13 protein-coding genes are annotated in these 17,453 nt (G+C 56.2%); 12 read left to right on the forward strand and 1 reads right to left on the reverse strand.

All coding sequences use genetic code 11. The features are described 5' to 3' along the window. Positions 1-169: 169 nt before the first annotated feature. The 8 genes from WJU16_RS07495 to WJU16_RS07530 all read left to right on the forward strand — a co-directional run bounded on the left by WJU16_RS07495 (position 170) and on the right by WJU16_RS07530 (position 12,069). Positions 170-1,798, forward strand: coding sequence for an MFS transporter (locus WJU16_RS07495; protein ID WP_341837703.1), 1,629 nt, complete (start codon positions 170-172; stop codon positions 1,796-1,798). Continuing rightward, a complete protein-coding gene (locus WJU16_RS07500) occupies positions 1,770-2,735 on the forward strand; it encodes an ROK family protein (RefSeq protein ID WP_341837704.1) in 966 nt (321 codons plus the stop codon). Before WJU16_RS07495 ends, WJU16_RS07500 begins: the two co-directional genes overlap by 29 nt. 21 nt (positions 2,736-2,756) lie before the next feature. Continuing rightward, positions 2,757-3,809, forward strand: coding sequence for a N(4)-(beta-N-acetylglucosaminyl)-L-asparaginase (locus tag WJU16_RS07505; RefSeq protein ID WP_341837705.1), 1,053 nt, complete (start codon positions 2,757-2,759; stop codon positions 3,807-3,809). 75 nt (positions 3,810-3,884) lie between these two features. Next, positions 3,885-4,643 (forward strand): copper homeostasis protein CutC, encoded by a 759-nt coding sequence (locus WJU16_RS07510; RefSeq protein WP_341837706.1) that lies wholly within the window; start codon positions 3,885-3,887, stop codon positions 4,641-4,643. A 191-nt stretch (positions 4,644-4,834) separates the two neighbouring features. Next, complete coding sequence (locus WJU16_RS07515; RefSeq protein WP_341837707.1) at positions 4,835-5,716, forward strand: alkaline phosphatase; 882 nt, start codon at positions 4,835-4,837, stop codon at positions 5,714-5,716. A gap of 55 nt (positions 5,717-5,771) precedes the next feature. Then, positions 5,772-6,548: an endonuclease/exonuclease/phosphatase family protein gene (locus WJU16_RS07520; RefSeq protein WP_341837708.1), complete on the forward strand. Its 777-nt coding sequence runs from the start codon at positions 5,772-5,774 to the stop codon at positions 6,546-6,548. A 242-nt stretch (positions 6,549-6,790) separates the two neighbouring features. Continuing rightward, entirely contained in the window at positions 6,791-9,718 is a 2,928-nt protein-coding gene (locus WJU16_RS07525) for a GH92 family glycosyl hydrolase (RefSeq protein WP_341837709.1), read from the forward strand. Positions 9,719-9,771: 53 nt separating this feature from the next. Then, positions 9,772-12,069: a family 20 glycosylhydrolase gene (locus tag WJU16_RS07530; RefSeq protein ID WP_341837710.1), complete on the forward strand. Its 2,298-nt coding sequence runs from the start codon at positions 9,772-9,774 to the stop codon at positions 12,067-12,069. 139 nt (positions 12,070-12,208) lie between these two features. Here the strand turns inward: WJU16_RS07530 and WJU16_RS07535 are convergent, their stop codons facing one another. Beyond that, a complete protein-coding gene (locus WJU16_RS07535) occupies positions 12,209-12,613 on the reverse strand; it encodes a hypothetical protein (RefSeq protein ID WP_341837711.1) in 405 nt (134 codons plus the stop codon). A gap of 239 nt (positions 12,614-12,852) precedes the next feature. Between WJU16_RS07535 and nagB the strand changes: the two genes are divergently transcribed. From nagB to WJU16_RS07555, 4 genes are all read left to right on the forward strand, one after another. Continuing rightward, positions 12,853-14,778, forward strand: coding sequence for a glucosamine-6-phosphate deaminase (gene nagB, locus WJU16_RS07540; RefSeq protein ID WP_341837712.1), 1,926 nt, complete (start codon positions 12,853-12,855; stop codon positions 14,776-14,778). 123 nt (positions 14,779-14,901) lie between these two features. Continuing rightward, on the forward strand, positions 14,902-16,275 hold the full coding sequence (locus tag WJU16_RS07545; protein ID WP_341837713.1) for a DNA recombination protein RmuC: 1,374 nt from the start codon (positions 14,902-14,904) through the stop codon (positions 16,273-16,275). Continuing rightward, positions 16,268-16,768 (forward strand): GNAT family N-acetyltransferase, encoded by a 501-nt coding sequence (locus tag WJU16_RS07550; protein WP_341837714.1) that lies wholly within the window; start codon positions 16,268-16,270, stop codon positions 16,766-16,768. The genes WJU16_RS07545 and WJU16_RS07550 overlap by 8 nt, the downstream gene beginning before the upstream one ends. A 5-nt stretch (positions 16,769-16,773) precedes the next feature. After that, positions 16,774-17,451: a glutamine amidotransferase-related protein gene (locus WJU16_RS07555; protein ID WP_341837715.1), complete on the forward strand. Its 678-nt coding sequence runs from the start codon at positions 16,774-16,776 to the stop codon at positions 17,449-17,451. The last annotated feature ends 2 nt before the right edge of the window (positions 17,452-17,453 follow it).

The following is a 17,453-nucleotide window of genomic DNA, read 5'->3' on the forward strand; positions in this document are numbered from 1 at the left end:
GTTCAAAGATGAGCCACGAACATAATGAACAATTCGCTAAATTCATAAATATATTAGCTAAAACGTTTGAGCAATGTAAAAAAATACGGTCATCCCGTTTCTTTTTGCCCTTTTCTCAAAAAAATAATTATACATTTAGACCCTAAATTTTACCAAAATATAACGGTATATGTCCACGCCTAGCAAACAGGGTACGCACCCATCGTTCTCCGTACTGGTATTAGTTTTCTTTTTCTGGGGCTTCGTAGCGGCCTCCAACAGTATACTCATCCCCTTCTGTAAATCGCACTTCGAGCTGACGCAGATCCAATCGCAGCTGATCGACTTCGCGTTCTACGGCGCCTATTTCGTAGGATCTCTCATCCTCTACCTCCTTTCCGCCATGAAAGGGGTGGATATCCTCAACCGCATCGGATTTAAAAAAGGCATTATATACGGCCTGCTCATCTCCGGCGTGGGCGCCGCCGCCACCATCGGCGCGGTGAACCTCGGACTGGGCATGACCGACAAAACCGCCGCTTTCTATCTCATCCTCGGCGCCTACTTCATCGTGGCCCTGGGCTTCTCGCTGCAGCAAACCGCGGCCAACCCTTTCGCCGTGCTCCTCGGCGATCCGGCGGGCGGCGCGCACCGGCTCAGCCTCGCGGGCGGCGTGAACTCCTTCGGCACCACCATCGGGCCTATCATCGTGAGCATCCTGCTTTTCGGTTCGGCTAAAGTAAGCGGCGCCGAAGGCGACACCGATATCTCCAAGATCAACGTATTATACCTTACCCTCGTTGGCCTCTTCCTGGCTGCCGCGGGTATCTTCGCAGCCACCAAAATGCCGAAGGGCACGGAAGACGATCACTTCGAATCTTCCCCCAAGGCCACCCGCTCCCTGCTGGGCATCACGCTGATGTTCGTGGTGATCGCGATCGGAACGGGCGTAACCACGCACCCGCTCCCCTACTTCATCGCGGGCATCGTAGGCATCCTGGTGATCCTGTTCTACAGCCAGTTCAGCGCGCGCGGCAACGGCGAAGGCTGGGGCGCCATGAGATATCCGCAGCTTATCATGGGGATGATCGCCATCTTCGTGTATGTAGGCGTGGAAGTGAGCGCTTCCTCCAACCTCGGCGAGCTCCTGAGAACACCGGGCTTCCTCACCCTGGAAGGCCTGCATGAATCCGAAATCAGCCCGTATATCTCCATCTTCTGGGGCGGCCTGATGATCGGCCGCTGGACAGGCGCCATCTCCGTATTCAACATTTCCAAAACCGCCCGCCAGGTGCTGTCTGTAGTAGTGCCCTTCATCGCCTACGGCGTGATCCTCGGCGCCAACGCCTGGAAAGGCAACGATATCACTGCGCTCTATCCCTTCGCGATCTGCATCGTGATCCAGATTGCGGGCTTCTTTTACGGCCAGGAAAAACCCACCAAAACACTGCTCACCTTCGGCGTGATGGGTGTGGCGGCCATGGTGATCGGCCTGTTCACCACCGGCGTGGTAGCTACCTTCGCTTTCATCAGCGGCGGCCTGTTCTGCTCCGTGATGTGGCCCTGCATCTTCAGCCTCTCCATTGCCGGCCTCGGTAAATATACCGGCCAGGGTTCCTCCTTCCTCATCATGATGATCCTCGGCGGCGCACTGGTGCCCCCCTTGCAAGGTGGCATCGCCGACAGCATCGGCATCCATATGTCTTATATTGTGCCCGTGGTTTGCTTCGCTTACCTGGCATTCTTCGCATTACGTGTAAAATCAATTTTAAACTCCCAAGGAATAGACTATGAGTCAGCAACTAGCGGTGGGCATTGATATCGGTGGAACGAACACTAAATTCGGTATTGTAGACCGTCGTGGCAACATCCTGTGCCAGGACCGCATGTCAACCAAAGCACACGAAGAAGTTACCATGTTTCTTGAAGAGCTGCACCATCGGCTCTCCAAGCTGATCGTACAGGTCGGCGGCATTGAAAACATACGCGGTATCGGCGTAGGCGCCCCCAACGGCAACTACTATACCGGTAACATCGAATACGCTCCCAACCTGCGCTGGAAAGGCATCGTGCCCCTTGCGCAAATGCTGGAAGACCTTTTCGGCCTCCCTACCGTATTGACCAACGATGCCAACGCGGCCGCCCTTGGTGAAATGACCTACGGCTCCGCCCGCGGCATGAAAGATTTTATCACCATCACCCTCGGCACCGGCGTAGGCAGCGGCATCGTCGCAAACGGACAGCTGATTTACGGTCACGACGGCTTCGCCGGCGAGCTGGGCCACGTGATCGTGGTGCCCGGCGGCCGCCTCCATCCCGGAACCGGCGCGCGCGGCTCCCTCGAATCCTACGCTTCCGCCACCGGCGTTACCAATACCGCCCTGGAACTGCTGGAAGCGCATCCCGAACTGGAATCCATGTTGCGCGACCACACCCGCGAAGAGATCGATTCCAAGCTCATCTACGAAGCCGCCATCAAAGGCGACAAACTGGCGATCGAGATCTACGAGTTCACCGGCAAGGTGCTCGGCGAAGCGCTGGCCAACTTCGTGATGTTCTCCAGCCCCGAAGCCATCGTGCTGTTCGGCGGCCTTACCCAGGCAGGCGACCTCATCATGCGCCCCGTTCGCGAGCACATGGAAGCCAACCTGCTGCCCATATTCCAGAATAAAGTGAAGTTGCTGTTCTCCGAACTGAAGGAAAGCGACGCCGCCATCCTCGGCGCCAGCGCCATGGCCTGGGAAATGAAAGATTAATACCGAATAATCTTGTGTAGTATGAAAAGCAGAAGGAACTTTTTAAAAACCGCCGCACTGGGCGCTGCCACGCTTTCGCTGGACGGTATCCCCGCAGCGGCCGCAGCCCGCGGTACCGGCCGTAAGCCGATCGTGGTATCCACCTGGGACTTCGGTATCGCCGCCAACCGTGCAGCGTGGGAAGTGCTCGCCAAAGGCGGGCGTGCCCTGGATGCCGTGGAAGCCGGCGTGCATGTGCCCGAAGCCGACCCGAAGAACGTGACCGTAGGTTATGGCGGTTATCCCGACCGCGACGGCCACGTAACGCTGGACGCCTGCATCATGGACGAGCTGGGGAACTGCGGTTCCGTAGCCGGACTGGAGCACATCATACACCCGATCTCCGTGGCCCGCAAGGTGATGGAGAAAACGCCGCATGTGATGCTCGTGGGTGACGGCGCGCTGCAGTTTGCGCTGGAGAACGGTTTCAAAAAAGAAAACCTCCTCACCCCCGAATCCGAAAAAGCCTGGAAAGAGTGGTTGAAGAAAGCGGAATATAAACCCGTCATCAATATCGAGAACCAGTCGTACGAAGGCAAGGGCACCGGCGCCACGGCGTACAACCCGCTGCGCCTCCCCGGCAACGCCTGGAACCACGACACTATCGGTATGGTGGCGCTCGATGCCGCAGGCAACCTGTCCGGCGCCTGCACCACCAGCGGCATGGCGTTCAAGCTGCACGGGCGTGTGGGCGATTCACCTATCATCGGTGCGGGATTGTATGTGGATAACGAAGTAGGCGCCGCCACGGCAACGGGCGTCGGCGAAGAAGTGATCCGCGTGGTGGGAAGCTTCCTGGTGGTGGAACTGATGCGCCAGGGCTACCCGCCCGAAGCCGCCTGCAAAGAAGCGGTGATGCGCATTGTAAAGAAAAAACCCGCCAAGGCGAAAGAAATCCAGATCGGGTTCCTGGCGCTCAACAAAAAAGGCGAGCATGGCGCATATTGCCTGCATCCCGGGTTCAGCTATGCCTGCACCACCGGCGTGGGTGAAAAGGAAGAAGTCCTCATCAAAGGGAAATACTACTTTCAATAAGTTATCATCAAATTACTAGATCGGCTATCGGCGCTTGCTGGTAGCCGATCCTTATTTTTGCACAAAATCAGTACGTTGAAAACCATCACACTTGAAATATGCGCCACTTCTGTGGCATCCTGCGTTGCCGCTGAAGAAGGCGGAGCCAACCGCATCGAGCTTTGCGACAATCTCCTGGAAGGCGGCACCACGCCCAGTTACGGCATGATCGCCGCGGTGCGGGAAAAGTGTAATTTGAAAATCTACCCGATCATCCGCCCGCGCGGCGGCGACTTTCTCTACGACGACGCCGAATTCGATATCATGAAACGCGACATCGAAACCTGCAAACAACTGGGCTGCGACGGCGTCGTGATCGGATTGCTGACGGCTGACGGAAAAGTAGACCTGCCCCGCACCACCGAGCTGGTAAACCTCGCAAAACCTATGGGGGTTACGTTTCACAGGGCATTTGATATGACAGACGATCCGTTACAGGCGCTGGAAGACGTAATTGCCAGCGGTTGTGAGCGCATTCTCACTTCCGGCCAGCGCAACACCGCCATGGAAGGCGCGGCTCTCATCCGCGAACTGGTGGACAAAGCGGGCGGCCGTATCCGTATCATGGCAGGCTCCGGCCTGCGCCCCCATAACGCCGAAGCCCTCGCCAAAGCCTCCGGGGCGCCGGAGTACCATTCCACCGCCCGCGATTACGTGGAAAGCGGCATGGTGTACCGCAATCCCGACGTGAGCATGGGTGGCATCCCCGGCGTGCCCGAATACGGAATTCCGGTGACGCAGGCCCCCATCGTCCGCGCGATACGCGAAGGCGCCGAAGCCGGACTTAACAGCTGATATTTTCACCCCCGGGAGGCTACGCCTCCCTTCTTTTTTGTCCATTTGTATACACCGGCTATATAAAACACCTTCCATGTATATAAATATTAAACTTCCCATGCTGTTATTTACTACTTTTATCCACATTCACAGTATGTGAAGAAAGCAACATTGCTGATACATTAAATAAATTTTAAATTAGTCGAAACATGAAAAAAGCCCGCTACTTAGTATTATTGTTGTGTATGGCGTTCGCGGCGAACGCGCAGGTAAAAGGAGTGAAACACGTGATCCTGATCGGGATGGATGGCCTGGGCGCCTATGCCATGGAAAAAGCCGACAATCCCGTTATGAAGCGGATGATGGCCGAGGGAAGCTGGACGCTTAAAGCCCGCAGCGTATTGCCTTCGTCTAGCGCGGTGAACTGGTCGTCGATGATCATGGGTGCAGGGCCGGAGCTGCACGGTTTCACGGAATGGGGCAGCAAAACGCCGGAACTGGAGCCCCTGGAGCTGGACCAATACGGCCTCTTCCCTTCCCTCTTCACCCTGCTCCGCGAACAAAAACCGAACGCGGAAACCGGGGTAATCTATTCCTGGGGAGGCATCGGCTACCTGTTCCCGAAACAAGCCGTGAACAAGGATGTGAATTGTCCTACCGACAGCGCCACCACCGAAACGGCCATTGCATACATAAAAGAGAAGCGGCCCGACTTCCTGTTCGTGCATTTTGACCAGCCGGACGGAGTTGGGCACGAAATTGGTCATAACATACCACCGTATTATGAACAAGTGCATAAAAACGACGTTTTACTGGGAAAGATTTTGCAGGCGGTAAAAGACGCCGGTATGTGGGAAAACAGCGTAATCATCTTATCTTCCGACCACGGCGGCATCAACAAGGGCCATGGCGGGAAAACGATGGTCGAAATGCAAATACCCTGGATTTTCATGGGGAGAGGCATTAAAAAGAACCAGGAAGTGAAAGAAAGTGTGATGACGTACGATACGGCCGCAACGATCGCGTATATCTTCGGGCTGAAGACCCCGCAGAGCTGGATCGGCCGGACCGTAAAGAGCATTTTTAAATAAGCGTAATCCGGGCAGAACAGCTTGCGCCGATCGCCCGGATTCCATTTGACACTGTATGCAGCGAATTATTCTATATCTGATTCTTTCGGTTGGCGCGCTGTCCGCAAAAGCGCAGGTCCAGGGCCAGGTGATCAAGGTAATGACCTACAATATCCACCATGGCGAAAACATGAACGGCAAGCTCGACATCCAGGGCATCGCCACCGTGATCCTCGCCACCAATCCCGACCTGGTGGCGCTCCAGGAAGTGGACTCCGCCACGCTCCGCATCGGCAAAGCCGATATTCTCCAGGAACTCGCAGACGCCACGGGCATGTACATCTACTTTGCCAAAGCCATGGATTTTGATGGCGGCGGATACGGCAACGGCATCCTTTCCCGGTATCCTATACAGCATGCCCAAACACTGGCGCTGCCGGCGAAAGGGAAAGACGGTGAGCCCAGATCGGCCGCGATTGTGACCGTTCAGCTTCCGGGCGACAGCCTCCTGCGCTTCGCCAGCGCCCACCTCGACCATCTCGACGATCCTACGGACCGGCTCGCGCAGATACAGCTGATCCTGCAACAGCAGCAGCGCTCCCCCGTTCCCATGATCCTCGCCGGCGATCTTAATGCTTTACCGCATTCGAAAGAAATCACCCAACTGAAGGCGCATTTCATGGATGCCACGGAGAAGCTCGGCCCTACCTGGCCTTCCGACAAGCCCACCCAGAAGCTCGATTATATCCTGCTATCCGGCAAAGGGCGCTGGCATGTGAGCGGGGCGCATGTGGTGGAAGAAACCGTGGCGTCGGACCACCGGCCGGTGATCGCCGAACTGCTTCTGAAATAAGGGAACGAAGGCTATCCGAATCGGCTGCAGATAGCAGCCGGGCAAGTCCTGAAAAAAGGCATGCATAATATGCTCCTATCAGCCTCCGGTTTGCGCCGGAGGCTTTTTTAATACGAGATGCCCGTTCATCATTTTCAATACACTAAAACGTTTTAGCGAATCATTTTTCCTTATTTTAGCTTTTTCCGACCGGGCTGCTTCTATGCCGCGGTGCCGGCGGGTGGATTTTAAATAAACAGTGAATGAAAAAATGGATGGTATTGCTGGCCCTGGGGCTGGCTACAGCCGCGCATGCACAGCAGAAAGACCATGCGCACAAAGTAAATCCCTTCATCGGAACCGGCGGCCACGGCCACACTTATCCCGGCCCCAGCATGCCTTTCGGTATGGTGCAACTGAGCCCCGATACGCGTCTCAAAGGCTGGGACGGCTGCTCCGGCTACCACTATACCGATTCCGTGATGTATGGCTTCTCCCACACCCACCTCAGCGGCACCGGCATCGAAGATTATTGTGATATCCTCCTGATGCCTGTAACCGGCCAGCCCGCCTGGCACAACGAAGCCTACGCCTCGCCCTTCTCCCACGCCAACGAAAAAGCCTACGCAGGTTTCTACAGCGTGAAACTCGACAAATACGACATCAGGGCCAGCCTCACCGCCACACGGCGCGTAGGCCTGCATAAATACGAATTCCCGGCATCCGCGAAGGAAGGGCATGTGCTGCTCGACCTCTACCATCGCGACATCGTGGTCAATTCCTCCCTGAAAGTGATCAACGATTCCACCATCGTGGGGATGCGCACTTCCACCAGCTGGGCCAAGGAACAGATCCTGTTCTTCGCCATGAAATTCAGCCAGCCGTTCCGCACGCACACCGTTGCCCTGGGCGATACCACGAAAGGCGCGCTGCAACAAGCGGAAGGGCGCAACATCAAAGCCTACTTCACATTCGACGTAACAAAACCCGTTTACGTGAAAGTGGCCATCAGCGGCGTCAGCGAAGCAGGCGCCATGAAAAACCTCGACGCCGAAATGCCCGGCTTCGACTTCGATGGCACCCTCGCGGCGGCCATTCAGGCGTGGAACAAAGAACTGGGAAAAATTGAAGTGAAAGGCGGGACGGAAGACCAGCAAACCATGTTCTATTCCGCCCTCTACCACGCCTGCCTCAACCCCAACCTCTACATGGATGTGGACGGGAAATACCGCGGAACAGACCTGAAAATCCACCAGGCCGAAGGGTTCGAAAACCACAGCGTGTTCTCACTCTGGGATACGCACCGCGCATTGCACCCGCTCATGACCATCATCAATCCCACCCGTACCAACCATTGGATCAACACCTTCCTCGCTCAATACAAAAACGGCGGCATGCTGCCCGTCTGGGAGCTGAGCGGCAACGAAACTTTCTGCATGATCGGTTACCATTCCGTCCCCGTGATTGTGGACGCTTACCAGAAAGGCATCCGCGGCTATGATGCGAAACTTGCGCTGGAAGCCATGCGCAGCTATGCGGAAGGTACGCGTTTCGGGATGCAGGACTACATCCGCCAGGGATATCTCAGCATGGATACGCAGCCCGAATCTGTATCGCGGACATTGGAATATTCCTACGACGACTGGTGCATCGCGCAGATGGGCAAAATGCTCGGCGATATGGAAGTATACGACCGGTATATGCGCCGCGCGCAATCCTACAAAAACATTTACGACGCTTCTTCCGGGTTCATGCGCGGCAAAATCGGCGCCCGTTGGATGAGCCCCTTCCTACCCACCGAAGTAAACAACTATTTCACCGAAGCCAACAGCTGGCAATACAGCTTCTACGCCCCGCAAGACGTGAGCGGCCTCATGCAACTGAACGGCGGAAGGGAAAAATTCATCGATAAGCTGAATCACCTCTTTACGACGGAAGATAAACTTTCCGGCCGCCACCAGAGCGACATTACCGGCCTCATCGGCCAATACGCCCACGGCAACGAGCCCAGCCACCACATCGCCTACCTGTTCAATTACGCCGGCCAGCCCTGGAGAACGCAGGAACTGGTGCACCAGGTCATGAACACCATGTACCACAACGCACCCGACGGCTTGAGCGGAAACGAAGATTGCGGACAAATGAGCGCCTGGTACGTAATGAGCGCCATGGGCATTTACCCCGTTCGTCCCGGCGACGGTCAGTATGCCATCGGCACCCCCACTTTCGACGAAGTGAAAATCCACCTCGAAAGCGGCAAGACCTTCACCATCAAAGCCCACAACCGCAGCGACAAAAATTACTACGTGAAAGGCGTTCGTGTGAATGACGCCAATGGCAAAACGGAAAACCTCCGCATCTCCGCCGTTCCGCACAGCGCTATCATGGCGGGCGGCGAAATGACCTTCGAGATGAGCGGCACGCCCGATAAAACCTGGGCCACCGGCGCCAACGTGCCTGTGAGCACCATCACTGAAGACCTCATCGTGGCTGTGCCCTATTTGGTTGCAGCGGAAGACCGCTTCAAAAATTCCATGCAGGTACAGCTGAAAGCCGTGGAACCGAATACCACCATCTTCTATTCAACCGATGGCAGCACACCAGACAAAAATTCGAAGAAATATACCGGTCCCGTTACGCTGAAAAACACCCTGCGCCTGAAAGCCGTAGCTTTCCGCAACGGACAGTACAGCCAGGTGACGGAAACACCGTTCTACCTCATCCCTACCGATAAAACCATTTCGGTGTTGTCGAAGATAAACCCGCAGTTCACGGCTGGCGGGCCTGACGCATTGATCGACGGCATCCGCGGCCGGGAAGACTTCCGCCTGGGCGCCTGGCAGAGCCATTACCCCGGCAACCTGGAAGCGGTTGTAGATCTGAAAGCGCCGCGCCAGCTGAAAAAGCTTGGCCTGGGCGTATTGCAGGACATCGGATCGTGGATCTGGTACCCCACGCAGGTGGAGTTCCTGCTGTCGGACGACGGGAAAAACTTCACTTCCGCGGGCGTAGTGAAAAATGATTTTTCGCCCCGCGAGCACGGCAATTTCATCCAGACGCTGAGCCTGCCGCTGAACGCGAAAGCCAGGTATGTGAAGGTGGTCGCCACTTCCATCGGCGTCATACCGGACTGGCATCCGGGCAAAGGCGAACATGGCCATATTTTTGCAGATGAAATCATCATAGAATAGTATTTTGGGAGGATTGATTCCTCCCATTTTATTTATAACAGACTGCGAAGGACATGACCATTAAAACGCTCCTGATTACTTTTCTGGCCATTGCAGGCCTCGCTTCCTGCGGAACGCACGGGCCCGAGGGCACCGCGCCCAAAGCGCCCATCCAGCTCATTCCCTTGCCTGCGCGGCTGTCGGAAACCACAGACTCTTTCCTGCTCGATAAACGTACCGTGCTGGTGGCTGCGTCGCCAGCCGACCGGAGAACGGCGGAGCTTTTTAACGAATGGTTCCATTCGCTCAGCGGGTTCGAACTGGCGATTGCGGACAGCGGATCGATGAATGCCATTGTATTCAGGACCCGGCCGGCGGGTGAGAAAGCCATTGCAGAAGGGTATCAGCTAAAATCCGGCAAAGACATCGTGACCATTGAGGGCGATGACGAAGCCGGAACGTTCTACGGGATGCAAACCCTCATCCAGCTGTTCCCGCTGCAATCCGCCACGGCCTACTGGCTACCCGGTGTAAGCATCTCCGACCAGCCGCGATTCGCATACCGGGGTTTGCACCTCGACGTGTGCCGGCACTTTTTCCCCGTTTCCTTTATCAAAAAATACATCGACCTGCTGGCGATGCATAAAATGAATACGTTCCACTGGCACCTGACCGACGACCAGGGATGGCGCATCGAGATAAAGCGCTACCCGAAACTCATGGAGATCGGCAGCCGGCGAAAGGAAACGCTGGACGGGCGGCTGGAAGACAATAAATTCGACGGCAAGCCATATGGCGGTTTTTATACGCAGGAAGACATCCAGGAAGTAGTCGCGTATGCCACGGAGCGCCACGTCACCGTGATCCCCGAGATCGAAATGCCAGGACACGCCCTCGCGGCGCTGGCATCTTATCCGCACCTGGGATGCACGGGAGGGCCGTATGCGGTGGCCACGAAATGGGGCGTGTTTGACGACGTGTTTTGCGCCGGCAACGATACTACGTTCCAGTTTCTGCAAAATGTTCTGGAAGAAGTGCTGATCCTTTTCCCCTCGAAATACATCCATATCGGCGGCGACGAAAGCCCGAAAGTGCGTTGGGAGAAATGCCCCAAATGCCAGGCCCGCATGAAAGCGGAAGGGCTCAGGGACGAACATGCCCTGCAGAGCTACTTCATCCGCCGGATGGAAAAATGGCTTAACGAAAAAGGGCGGCAGATCATCGGCTGGGATGAGATCCTGGAAGGCGGCCTCGCGCCCAATGCCACCGTGATGAGCTGGCGCGGGATCGAAGGCGGGATCGCAGCCGCGAAGCAGCATCACGACGTGATCATGACGCCCGGCAACTTCGTGTACTTCGATTATTACCAGTCGCAGGGCAAGAACGAACCGCTGGCGATCGGCGGCTTCACGCCGGTGAGCAAAGTATATGGCTACGAGCCTGTTCCAGAGGGCCTTTCCGCCAGGGAAGCCTCCTTTATCAAGGGCGCGCAGGCCAACTTATGGACCGAGTATATCGGCAGTCCGGAGCACGCGGAATACATGGTGTACCCCCGCGCCGTGGCGCTGGCCGAAGTGCTGTGGTCGCCCAAAGAGCGGAAGAATTATGACGGTTTCCTTGAAAGGCTCAAGCAACATTTCCGCCGGCTTGACAAGAAAAGCGTGAATTACGCCAAGCACGTGTTCGAGGTGCGGCCCACCGTGGAACCCGATGGTAAGAACGGCGTCCAGCTCAGGCTGGATACGAAGCTGGACGGCGGGAAGATCGTCTTCACCACCGACAGTTCCGCCCCCGATGCGGCAGCCATTTCTTACACGGGCCCCATCCACATCACGAAATCAGGAACGATCCGCGCTATCGTTTTGCAGGAAGCGAAGCCCTACGGCAACGAGTACCAGCAGGCGTTCGTTTTCCACAAGGCGCTGGGCCGGCCAGTGATCCTGCCGCGGGCGCCCCACCAGCATTATAACCCGGGCGCTTTTACGCTGGTGAACGGGATCGGGGGGGTGAAGGAATTTAACGACAGCCAATGGACCGGCTACAGCGGCGGCACGATGGAAGCAGTGATCGACCTGGGGGACAGTACCGACATCTCCCGGGTAGGCCTGAACTACCTGGCGAACCGGGAACAGTGGATCTATCCGCCGAAAGAGGTGGTGATCGCCGTTTCGGCCGACGGGAAGCATTATAAAGAAGTGCTGCAGCGAAAAGACCCCGGCGGTTATGGGATCGTGCGGTTGCGGGAGGGGGTGAAAGACGTGAAAGCCAGGTATGTAAAATTCACGTTGCGGGCGCTCGGCCGGATACCCGAGGGGGCGCCGGGCGAGGGGGAGCCGGCCTGGCTGTTTACCGATGAATTGATTGTAGAATAACGGAATATACAAAAAGCCGGGCCATGAAGGCCCGGCTTTGACTTTTTTTTGACCACCGCTCAAGAACGGCGGACCTTTTTCTTCATCTGTATGCTATTCGTGACTCTATTCTATGAAACCAAATTCATCTATGTAAGTATTATCGCATGACCCAGAGGGTCCATTTTGCGTCGAATTTGTACCATTCGCCGCGGGGGCCCTGCCATTTCCATTCCGGGACTTCCTCGAAGTTCTTGCCTTCGTCGGCGGTCCACCACAGTTTCCCTTCCCCGATTTTGAGTTGCCGGTCTTGTTTGTCGGCCCACATGCCAGTGGGTACTTCGGACCATTCGTGCCCGCTGGGACTCCACCAGACGCGGGCGTTTTTATCGAGCTTGTACCAATATGACTTGCCGTCGCTACGGGCTGCCCAGGCGCCGGTTTTCGACTTCACCCAGTTATTTTCCCTGTACTGGGGTACCGGGGGATCGGACCGGGTGGCCGGGAACGCGGGATGGGCGAGCAACAGGAAGGCGGAGGCGGCCAGCAGGATGCTTTTTTGCATAAGGGTGATGTAGTATCGCTTTTTTTGGTTACCGATGGTAGCCGGGTTCGTCTGGGTCAGGGGCACTGCCATTCAGGCTTATCAACGGGTGGCTGATTATAATTACGCAGCAGGAATCATTTTGGATTTCTTTGGATGGGAACGTTCCGGAAATAGTCAATCATAAATTTTTAATAAGAATCCCTGTATTTTATTTAATTTTCCGGCTCGTTTTTGAAAACGCATTAAATAACTGAACAATGACCATCAATCACCAGGAAATTGAACTGATCGACAGTTTCGAACAGATTTCCGTGGACATTCACCCGGACGCCAAGGAAGGCTCGAAAGCCGTTGCCCGGGAGATCGCTGCTCTTATACGTGAAAAACAGGCCGCCAATGAGCCCGCCGTATTAGGTCTTGCCACCGGATCCACTCCGAAGTACCTTTATGCTGAACTCGTTCGTCTTCACAAAGAAGAAGGATTGAGCTTTAAAAACGTTGTTACTTTCAATCTCGACGAGTACTATCCGATCGAACCGGACGCTTTGCAGAGCTACAACCGGTTTATGAAAGAGCATTTGTTCAACCACATCGACATTCCTGCAGAAAATTACAACATCCCCGACGGCACAGTTCCCAAGGAGCAGATCAAGGCCTACGCAGAGGCGTATGAGCGCAAGATCGAGACTGTCGGCGGTATCGATATCCAGATCCTGGGCATCGGCAACAACGGCCACATCGGCTTCAACGAGCCCGGTTCCCATGTGAATTCGCACACCCGCCTGGTAACGCTGGACAACAGTACCCGCCTGGCGAATGCCTACGAGTTTTCCAACATGAGCCAGGTTCCCCGCCTGGCCATCACCACCGGCATCAGCACCATCATGCGCGCCAAGAAGGTGATCCTCCTCGCCTGGGGCCAGCACAAGGCCAAAATCGTGCGCCGCTCCGTGGAAGGCTCCAGCACCGACCAGGTGCCCGCCTCCCTGCTGCAGCAACACCGCAACTGCAAATTCGTGATCGACGAACAGGCGGCTGCCGAGCTTACCCGCAACAAAGAGCCCTGGCTCACCGGCGACTGCGAATGGACGCCCAAGCTCACCCGCAAGGCGGTTACCAGCCTGGCGCTGAAGCTCAACAAGCCCATCCTCATGCTCACCGACAAGGATTATAATAACAACGGCCTGAACGACCTGATCGTACAATACGGTTCCGCTTACGAACTGAATATCAAGGAGTTCAACGCCATCCGCGATACCATCACCGGCTGGCCCGGCGGTAAGCCCGGGGCGGAGTTGCCGAACCATCCCGAGCGGTCGACCCCCGCGCGCAAGCGCGCCCTCATTTTCAGCCCGCACCCCGACGATGATATCATATCCATGGGCGGTACGTTCATCCGCCTGCACGAGCAGGGGCACGAAGTGCATGTTGCCTACCAGACTTCCGGCAACATCGCGGTGACCGACGAGTTTGTGCTCCGCTTTATCGACTTCGCCGTAGGTTTCGAAGGCATGTTCGACATCGACCGCAGCAAGAGCTCGCAGATCCTGGAGAACGCCAAGGCGTTCATCGGCAGCAAGAAGCCCAGCCAGAAAGACACACCGGAGATTCGCGCCATCAAAGGCCTGATCCGCCGTTGCGAAGCTAAAGCCACCTGCCGATATGTAGGCATCGGCGACGAGCACGCGCACTTCCAGAACCTGCCCTTTTACGAAACCGGCCTGGTGGAAAAGATGCCGATGGGCCCGGAAGACGTGAGGCTGACCGTGGAGCTGCTCCGCGAGCTGAAACCCCAGCAGATTTATTGCGCCGGCGACCTCGCCGACCCGCATGGCACCCATAAAGTATGCCTCGACGTGATCTTCGCCGCACTGGAAGAAGTGAAAAACGACGACTGGGCGAAGGATTGCTGGGTATGGCTTTACAAAGGCGCATGGCAGGAATGGGATATCCACGAAATCGAAATGGCGGTGCCCATGAGCCCCGACCAGATCATGCAGAAACGCCTGGGTATCTTCATCCACCAGAGCCAGAAAGACGTGGTTCCCTTCCAGGGTACCGACGCCCGCGAGTTCTGGCAGCGCGCCGAAGAGCGCAACGCCAACACCGCCGAGCTGTACGACAAACTGGGCCTGCAGAAATACGCGGCAATGGAAGCGTTCGTTCGCTACCACTTCATGTAAAAGTCGACTTTAGAGATATGTTTGATGGGTCCGGGCAACACGCCCGGACCTTTTTCGTTTTATGCACAGATGTGCATAATCCAGCCAACGACGCATCGCAATCATTCGTTAACTTTGACTGATATGACATTAACCCTCCTTTCGGTACTGATGGCAGGGCTGTTTGCTGGCGGCCTGGGCGGGTATCTGCTCCTCCGCCGGTTTTACGTCCCGAAGTACGAACTGGCCCAACGGCTGAGCCGCGAACAGGTAGACGAAGGCTACGTGACCCGGGAAATGTACGACAACACGCTGTTCACACTTCATCAGCGCGACCAGGAACTGAAAACGCAGGAAGGCGAGTTGCGGTCGCTGACGGCGCTGCTGGCGGCGGCGGATAAGGAAAAAGAGCAGCTTTCCCTGCTGGGCGAGCAACTGAAAAAGATGCACGAGAACAACCGGCAGGAGTTCATGAATATCGCCAACGACATCCTCCAGAAGAAGAGCCGCGATTTCATGGAGTCGAACCAATTATCGCTCAGCCATTTGCTGGGCCCCCTCCAGTCCGACATCGGCCAGTTCCGCAAAACGATCGAAGACACCCGGAAGGAAGACATCCAGGACCTCACTTCCCTCAAAAAAGAAATCGAATCCCTCCAGCAGCTGAACCTCCGCCTCAGCGAAGACGCACAGCGCCTGGCGAGCGCCCTCAAGTCCGACGTGAAGGTGCAGGGCAACTGGGGCGAAGACCGCCTCCGCCTCATCCTCGAAGCCGAAGGCCTTCAGAAATACATCGATTACACCAGCGAAGAAGTGCACCGCGATCATGACCAGGCGCGCAACTTCCGGCCCGACTTCATCCTGAAACTGCCCGACGGCAAGCATTTGGTGATCGACAGCAAAGTGAGCCTCAACGCATACGTCGCCTACTTCAACACGCAAGACCCCGCGGAGAAAAAGCTATATCTCAAACAACTCGTCCGTAATATCAACGAACACATCGACGAGCTCGGCGCGCGCAATTACCAGCGGTTGGGCACGCTCATATCGCCGGACTTCGTTTTCATGTTCATGCACTTCGAACCGGCGCTCACCCTCGCCCTGAACGAAAGCCCGGAGATCTTCAACCGCGCCCTGAGCAAGAAAGTCGTCCTCATTACCCCTTCCACCCTGGTGGCTACGTTCAAGATCGTCAAACAACTCTGGCAGCACGAGAACAGGGCCCGGAATGTGGACGAAATCTTCCGCCAGTGCGGGCTTTTGTACGACAAGTTCATCCTCTTCCTCGAAGAAATGCAAAGCATGGGCGAGCATCTGGATAAAGCCGGCAACGCCTATGCGGAGGCCATGAACCGGCTGAAAGAAGGCAAAAGGAAGGGTGATACCATCATCGGAAAACTGGAACAGATCAGGGAACTGGACGCGAAAACGACCAAATCCCTGCCTAAAGATATCGCCAACGACATGGGTGTGCGCTTCCCCGACGACGGGCTGAAAGCGATCCCTGGCAATGCATAACAAAGAATTCATGGTAAACGTACACCCCTTTACGCCCGCATTTGCGGATCAGATTTACGATTTCATCCTTCACATCCAGCAACAGGAATTCGGCCTGCCCGTTACCCGCGCGCAGCAGCCCGACCTGGCCGACATTCCCGGAATTTACCAACAGGGCAACAGCAACTTCTGGATCGCCGAGCATGACGGCCGGCTGATCGGCACCATCGCACTGAACGATCTTGGGGAAGGCAAAGCCGCTTTGCGCAAGATGTTCGTGCACGCCGATTACCGCGGACGCGGGCATGGCATAGCGCTCCGCTTGCTGGAAGCGCTGAAAGACTGGGCCAGGGAGCATGGCATTCACAACATCTATCTCGGCACACCGGACCTTCTTCGCGCGGCGCACCGGTTCTACGAAAAGAATGGCTTCATAGAGGTAGATCGCGGTATGGTACCCGACGGACCGTATATCATGCCGGTAGACACTAAATTCTATCATCTTCAACTCTGACATATATGCGCATCCGGATTTTCCAGCACGTACCATTCGAAGGGCCTGCCGCGATTGCGGAGTGGGCGGAAAGTAAAGGCCATCAGCTCGAATTCACCCGCTTTTACGAAAACGATCCCCTGCCCGCATCGGCCGATGTGGACATGCTGGTGGTGATGGGCGGGCCGATGAGTGTAAACGACACCGGACAATATCCCTGGCTCCGTAACGAAAAGGCTTTCATCGCCGATGCGGTGGAATCCGGCAAACCCGTGCTGGGCGTATGCCTGGGCTCTCAGCTCCTCGCCGCGTCGCTTGGCGCGGAAGTGTACCCGAACGCGCAGCCGGAAATCGGCTGGTTTCCCGTGAAGTTTACAGCGGATTGGGCGCCCGAAACACTCACCGTTTGCCATTGGCATGGCGACACCTTCGACCTGCCGGAAGGGGCTGTATTGCTGGCGAGTTCCGACATCACGAAACACCAGGCCTTCCGGGTGGGGAACAACGCCGTGGGCCTGCAATTCCACCTGGAAATGACGCCCGCTTCCCTCGAAGGCATGATCGAAGCATGCGGCCATCACCTGCAGGACGGGGACTGGGTTCAGAGCGCGGCGGAATTGCGCGACGGTATCCCTTACGCGCAGGAAGCGAAAGCCACCCTATTCCGCCTGCTCGATTCGCTGGCGCAAAATGGCGTACATTAGCA

Source organism: Chitinophaga pollutisoli (assembly GCF_038396755.1).
GTDB classification, from domain to species: domain Bacteria; phylum Bacteroidota; class Bacteroidia; order Chitinophagales; family Chitinophagaceae; genus Chitinophaga; species Chitinophaga pollutisoli.

Bases quoted from the DNA above. Each gene is read 5' to 3' on its own strand.
- WJU16_RS07495 (WP_341837703.1), top strand. From the start codon at position 170: ATGTCCACGCCTAGCAAACAGGGTACGCACCCATCGTTCTCCGTACTG.
- WJU16_RS07500 (WP_341837704.1), top strand. From the start codon at position 1,770: ATGAGTCAGCAACTAGCGGTGGGCATTGATATCGGTGGAACGAACACT.
- WJU16_RS07505 (WP_341837705.1), top strand. From the start codon at position 2,757: ATGAAAAGCAGAAGGAACTTTTTAAAAACCGCCGCACTGGGCGCTGCC.
- WJU16_RS07515 (WP_341837707.1), top strand. From the start codon at position 4,835: ATGAAAAAAGCCCGCTACTTAGTATTATTGTTGTGTATGGCGTTCGCG.
- WJU16_RS07520 (WP_341837708.1), top strand. From the start codon at position 5,772: ATGCAGCGAATTATTCTATATCTGATTCTTTCGGTTGGCGCGCTGTCC.
- WJU16_RS07525 (WP_341837709.1), top strand. From the start codon at position 6,791: ATGAAAAAATGGATGGTATTGCTGGCCCTGGGGCTGGCTACAGCCGCG.
- WJU16_RS07530 (WP_341837710.1), top strand. From the start codon at position 9,772: ATGACCATTAAAACGCTCCTGATTACTTTTCTGGCCATTGCAGGCCTC.
- WJU16_RS07535 (WP_341837711.1), bottom strand. From the start codon at position 12,613: ATGCAAAAAAGCATCCTGCTGGCCGCCTCCGCCTTCCTGTTGCTCGCC.
- nagB (WP_341837712.1), top strand. From the start codon at position 12,853: ATGACCATCAATCACCAGGAAATTGAACTGATCGACAGTTTCGAACAG.
- WJU16_RS07545 (WP_341837713.1), top strand. From the start codon at position 14,902: ATGACATTAACCCTCCTTTCGGTACTGATGGCAGGGCTGTTTGCTGGC.
- WJU16_RS07550 (WP_341837714.1), top strand. From the start codon at position 16,268: ATGCATAACAAAGAATTCATGGTAAACGTACACCCCTTTACGCCCGCA.
- WJU16_RS07555 (WP_341837715.1), top strand. From the start codon at position 16,774: ATGCGCATCCGGATTTTCCAGCACGTACCATTCGAAGGGCCTGCCGCG.